The sequence below is a fragment of the Pseudomonas sp. genome (assembly GCF_026224925.1).
Classification (GTDB): domain Bacteria; phylum Pseudomonadota; class Gammaproteobacteria; order Pseudomonadales; family Pseudomonadaceae; genus Aquipseudomonas.
On sequence record NZ_JAMFRV010000028.1, the window covers coordinates 1 to 5240 of the forward strand.

The 5240-nt window shown below is 57.2% G+C and carries 5 protein-coding genes and 1 pseudogene; 4 read left to right on the top strand and 2 right to left on the bottom strand.

All coding sequences use genetic code 11. The features are described from left to right. A pseudogene (locus tag M0974_RS01455) lies at positions 1–175 on the top strand (MFS transporter); the annotation flags it as partial. A gap of 129 nt (positions 176–304) precedes the next feature. Here M0974_RS01455 and rapA read toward each other — a convergent pair. Further along, a complete protein-coding gene (rapA, locus tag M0974_RS01460) occupies positions 305–3151 on the bottom strand; it encodes an RNA polymerase-associated protein RapA (protein WP_297831730.1) in 2847 nt (948 codons plus the stop codon). 214 nt (positions 3152–3365) lie between these two features. On the opposite strand from rapA, the gene M0974_RS01465 reads away from it, so the two are divergent. The 3 genes from M0974_RS01465 to ccoM all read left to right on the top strand — a co-directional run bounded on the left by M0974_RS01465 (position 3366) and on the right by ccoM (position 4255). Then, complete coding sequence (locus M0974_RS01465; protein ID WP_297831733.1) at positions 3366–3701, top strand: aspartate-semialdehyde dehydrogenase; 336 nt, start codon at positions 3366–3368, stop codon at positions 3699–3701. Positions 3702–3830: 129 nt separating this feature from the next. Continuing rightward, positions 3831–3992 carry a hypothetical protein gene (locus M0974_RS01470; RefSeq protein WP_297831736.1) on the top strand — a complete coding sequence of 54 codons (162 nt, stop codon included), beginning with the start codon at positions 3831–3833 and terminating at the stop codon, positions 3990–3992. A gap of 152 nt (positions 3993–4144) precedes the next feature. Next, positions 4145–4255 carry a cytochrome c oxidase subunit CcoM gene (ccoM, locus tag M0974_RS01475; protein ID WP_297831739.1) on the top strand — a complete coding sequence of 37 codons (111 nt, stop codon included), beginning with the start codon at positions 4145–4147 and terminating at the stop codon, positions 4253–4255. 189 nt (positions 4256–4444) lie between these two features. On the opposite strand, the gene M0974_RS01480 is transcribed toward ccoM, so the two are convergent. Further along, positions 4445–5002: a MaoC family dehydratase gene (locus tag M0974_RS01480; RefSeq protein WP_297831741.1), complete on the bottom strand. Its 558-nt coding sequence runs from the start codon at positions 5000–5002 to the stop codon at positions 4445–4447. Between the last annotated feature and the right edge of the window lie 238 nt (positions 5003–5240).

Consider the following 5240-nt stretch of genomic DNA (forward strand, 5'->3'; position numbering starts at 1 on the left):
GACCGAAGTGTTCAAGGCCGACGGGCTGCATGACGCGATGCTGCTGATCCCAGTAGCGTTGTTCCTGACGCTGCTGTTTTTGTTTCAGGCGTCTCGTAGCTTTGCGAGGGATGCGGCGCGGATGAAAGCGGGGATGGCGGCGGATGAGCCGCAAATGCCAGCGGTGACGGCTTGACGAACCGGGGGCCATTCGCGAATAAATTCGCTCTCACAGAGGCTCTGAGCGGCGCTGAATTCTCTGTGGGACCGAATTTATTCGCGAATTGGGCGATGCGGCGTGTCAGGCACACCGCATTTCAGCCAATTACCCAGCGACCAACACCCGAATCGCTTCCAGACGCAAAGCGGCTTTGTCGAGCATGGCCAGGCCTTGTTCGCGCTGCTTACGCAAAGCGATCAATTCGCTGTCGCGTACGGTTGGGTTAACCGCTTGCAGCGCGGTCAAGCGCGCCAGCTCTTCGTCGGTATCAGCCGCCAGTCGACGTTGAGCCTCAGCCACGCGTTCAGCGTGTTTCGGTGCAATCCGGGCTTCGCCAGCATTGATCTGCGGGTTTAGCACATCCCGTTGCGCCTGGATAAACTTGTTGGCGCTGGCACGGGGCACGCTTTCCAGTTGTTCATTCAGCGTTACGAACGAGACCCGACCCGACAAGTCGTTACCGTTGGCATCCAGCAGGCAGCGCAGGGCAGCAGGCGGAAGATAGCGACCCAACTGCAACGAGCGTGGCGCAACCACCTCACTGACGTACAACAGTTCAAGCAATACGGTGCCGGGTTTCAGCGCCTTGTTCTTGATCAGTGCCACGGCGGTGTTGCCCATGGAGCCGGCCAGCACCAGGTCCATGCCGCCCTGAACCATCGGGTGTTCCCAAGTGATGAATTGCATGTCTTCACGGGCGAGCGCTTGATTGCGATCGTAAGTGATGGTCACGCCTTCGTCGTCGCCCAGGGGGAAACTGGCGTCGAGCATTTTTTCGCTTGGCCGCAAAATCAGCGCGTTTTCCGAATGGTCTTCGCTGTCGATACCGAACGCATCGAACAGGGTTTCCATGTAGATCGGCAGCGCAAACTGGTCGTCTTGCTCAAGAATGTCCTCGACCAGCGCTTCGCCTTCGCCCGCCCCGCCGGAGTTGAGTTCCAGCAAACGGTCGCGACCGCTGTGCAGTTCGCCTTCAAGACGCACACGCTCTTCGCGAGCCTCATCCACCAGCGCTTGCCACTCGCCGTCGTCGCCACTTTCCAGCAGCGGCAGCAGACGCGGGCCGAAGCGATGTTGCAGGGCGTTACCGGTAGGGCAGGTGTTCAGAAACGCGTTCAGTGCTTCGTGATACCACTGGAACAGACGTTCTTGCGGGCTGGTTTCCAGATACGGAACGTGCAACTCGATGATGTGTTTTTGACCGATCCGGTCCAGACGGCCGATGCGCTGTTCGAGCAAGTCCGGGTGCGCTGGCAGATCGAACAGCACCAGGTGGTGAGCAAACTGGAAGTTACGGCCTTCACTGCCGATTTCCGAACAGATCAGCACTTGTGCGCCAAACTCTTCATCAGCGAAATAGGCTGCGGCGCGGTCACGCTCAAGGATGTTCATGCCTTCGTGGAACACCGTGGCCGGGATTCCTGAACGCACTCGCAGGGCGTCTTCCAAGTCCATGGCGGTTTCGGCGTGGGCACAGATCACCAACACTTTGACGCGCTTGAGCATTTTCAGAGTGTCGATCAGCCAATCGACACGCGGGTCGAAGCGCCACCAGCGTTGTTCGTCGGTAATGTCCGGCTGCGATTGAAAGCTGACTTCCGGGTACAGCTCAGCGTGTTCGCCGACCGGCAGTTCCAGGTATTCAACTGGGCAGGGCAGGGGGTACGGATGCAGTTTGCGCTCTGGGAAACCTTGTACGGCGGCCCGGGTATTACGGAACAGTACCCGGCCTGTGCCGTGGCGATCCAGTAGTTCGCGAATCAGTCGCGCGCTGGCTTCAGCGTCGCCATCGTTGACCGCAGCCAACAACGCTTCGCCGGCATCGCCAAGGAAACCATGAATGGTTTTGTGCGCTTGGGGCGAAAGACGGCCCTTATCAAGCAGCTCCTGAACGGCTTCGGCCACTGGGCGATAGTTTTCGCTCTCGGCACGGAACGCGTGGAGGTCGTGAAAACGATTGGGGTCGAGCAGGCGCAGACGGGCGAAGTGGCTGTCCTGACCCAGTTGCTCCGGGGTCGCAGTCAACAGCAGCACGCCAGGAATGACTTCAGCCAGTTGCTCGACCAATGAGTATTCCGGGCTGGCTTGCTCTTCGTGCCACACCAAGTGGTGGGCTTCGTCCACCACCAACAGATCCCAGCCCGCGGCAAACAGTGCGTCCTGGGCTTTTTCGTCCTCGACCAGCCACTCCAGCGCAACCAGTGCCAGTTGGGTGTCTTCGAACGGGTTGCTGGCATCGCTTTCGATAAAGCGCTCGGCATCGAACAGTGCCACTTGCAGGTTGAAACGGCGGCGCATCTCCACCAGCCATTGGTGCTGAAGATTTTCTGGCACCAAAATCAACACCCGGTTGGCTCGGCCCGACAACAGCTGACGGTGAATCACCAAACCGGCTTCAATGGTTTTACCCAAACCTACTTCGTCGGCCAGCAGTACTCGTGGGGCAATGCGGTCTGCGACTTCGCGGGCGATGTGCAGTTGGTGCGCAATAGGTTGCGCACGAACGCCGCCCAGGCCCCACAGCGAGGACTGCAGCTGCCGGCTGGTGTGTTCCAGCGTGTGATAGCGCAGGGAGAACCACGCCAGCGGGTCGATTTGCCCGGCAAACAGGCGGTCGGTGGCCAAGCGGAACTGAATGAAGTTCGACAGCTGGGTTTCCGGCAGGGTGACTGCTTCGTTCTGCGCGTTGAGACCGTGATAGACCAGCAGGCCGTCGACGTCGTCGACTTCGCGTACGGTCATCTTCCAGTTTTCAAAGTGGGTGATGGTGTCGCCCGGCGAAAAACGTACGCGAGTAAGCGGTGCGTTACGCAGCGCGTACTGGCGAGTGTCGCCAGTGGCCGGATAGAGCACGGTCAACAAGCGGCCGTCCTGCGCCAGAACGGTGCCTAAACCCAGCTCAGCTTCGCTGTCACTAATCCAGCGTTGCCCCGGTTGATACTGCTGCGCCATGCTGCCTGACTCCCGCCGTGAAAAAGCCGACTATATTAACGGATCAGGCCACTCAAACCAAAGGGCACCGTCAAAACAGGCTCCATATCATTGGATACGCGCGCTTGAAGTGGCCGTTCAAGGCACTTGCTGGCAAGAACATAGTCGAAACTTCCGTCCGGGGACTCAAGTCGACGAACCGGCAGCCGACAGCATGGCACAGGAGATCAAATAAATGCTGCCACCTATGCTTCCGCTTAGCGCGGTCCCCGTGACTTCGCAGCTCGACCCCGTTAAACAACGGCCGGATATCCCCCCTGTGGTGCCTGTGCAGCCGCCTTCCAACGAAAGCACCATTGATCTGCGCAATCGCGATCCTGAACAAAGCACACTGATGCTGCGCGAAGAGCAACGGCGTCGGCAGGAAAAACGCCGTAATGGCGAACCGGACGATCCGGAAGAGCATTTGGCGGAACCCGGCTATTTGTTGAATGCCGACAACACCGTGCCCGTAGTGCCATTGATCGATGATGAGCCAAGGCAGGGCTTGTGGGTCGACGTAGAAGTTTGATCACCCAGATAAACCGGGGCGTCCAGCCGGCTCTCTACATTTTGTCTCGTAACAACGCTGATCACTGCTAGTCACGGCCGCGATCACCACGCATTATTGTCAGCACTCCCGTGTTCAGACGTACAGGCCATGAGCGAAGACGACAAATTGATAGACTTGAGCGCCGAACGCGCCAAGCGTACACACGACCTGAATGACAAGCGCTTGAATGAGGTCCGCCAAGCTTTTGAGCAAGCATTGCCCATGGGCAAAGGCAAGAAAAAGCCCAAAGGCAAACCTAAAAAGCCTTGATGGCCAGCGTCACCCCTCCGTTTTTTGACGCAGATCAGTAAACCGCTGGTCGCCGCGCCTCGTCGTGGCCGCCATTGATCTGCGTCAACGTCCCCTTCCGGCCCCTTGGTTAACCTTGCTCTATCGAACAGGGTTGATCAGGAGAGGCGGTTATGTTTCTCGATAATGTGGTTATCGCAGGTGTTCTGACCGTCGGCCTGATGGTGTTTTTCTTCGCAGGCCTGGGACTATTTATCTGGAAGGACTCACACAAACGTAAATAACGAAAAAGAGTCGTTCTGGTACACGAGCACGCAAGGCACTTTGGGCGACTTCGGTCGCCTTTTTTTTCGTTTGCGGCCAGAGCAATACATGGAATCACTGTGGGACCGAATTCATTCGGGAAGATCGCAGCACCGTTCTTTCAGACAAACCGCGCCGCCTGCTTCCTGAATAAATTCAGTCCCACAGAATCAGCCGATGGTAATGGCAGGCAGCGTTGGTAGTGTCACGGTTTGCTGTTTGCGCGGAGCGAGGATCTCGGCTTCGCCATCTACCACCAACTCATCACGTTGGTTGAACACGCGTGTAGCAATGCGCACCCGAAACTTCGGCAGCTTTTCGAGAATTTCCAAGCGCACGGTCAATGTATCGCCAATTTTTACCGGTTTCTGAAAACTCATTGTTTGGCCGATATAAATAGTGCCGGGCCCAGGCAGTTCACAGGCCACTGCGGCACTGATCAGTGCGCCACTGAACATTCCGTGGGCTATACGCTCTTTGAACATGGTCTGTGCGGCGAACTCAGGGTCGAGGTGTACCGGGTTGTGATCCCCCGACATCGCTGCGAACAGCTGGATATCGCGTTCTTCGACGGTCTTGCTGTAGCTGGCGGTCTGGCCGGCAGTATACGCAGTGGTTGCGTTCCATGCGGCATAGCAAGCTGCCTGCGCCGAGGCTTTGTGGGTTGAGATCCCAGTGAGGAACAACGTCAGACACATGACAAGGAGGGAAAATTGGCTGCGATTCATCGACTTCTCCTTTGGCGGTGATGATCGGTCGTGCCGATCTTGATGAGGGGGCATCAGGATGTTCGGAGGGACAGGGGCTCTGAACATCTCATCCTGGCTACGAGAGTCTTGAATTTTCAGTTCTTTGATTGTTTTTCTTTAGAATGCGTGCACAGGTGATTTGTTTGCAGGCAACTGATCAATAATGGAACTTCAAAACGCTCATATTCGGCAACGCAGCAACAATATCCTCTGACCC

Excerpts from the sequence above, each read along its gene's own strand:
- rapA (WP_297831730.1), bottom strand. The coding sequence starts at position 3,151 with ATGGCGCAGCAGTATCAACCGGGGCAACGCTGGATTAGTGACAGCGAA.
- M0974_RS01465 (WP_297831733.1), top strand. The coding sequence starts at position 3,366 with ATGCTGCCACCTATGCTTCCGCTTAGCGCGGTCCCCGTGACTTCGCAG.
- M0974_RS01470 (WP_297831736.1), top strand. The coding sequence starts at position 3,831 with ATGAGCGAAGACGACAAATTGATAGACTTGAGCGCCGAACGCGCCAAG.
- ccoM (WP_297831739.1), top strand. The coding sequence starts at position 4,145 with ATGTTTCTCGATAATGTGGTTATCGCAGGTGTTCTGACCGTCGGCCTG.
- M0974_RS01480 (WP_297831741.1), bottom strand. The coding sequence starts at position 5,002 with ATGAATCGCAGCCAATTTTCCCTCCTTGTCATGTGTCTGACGTTGTTC.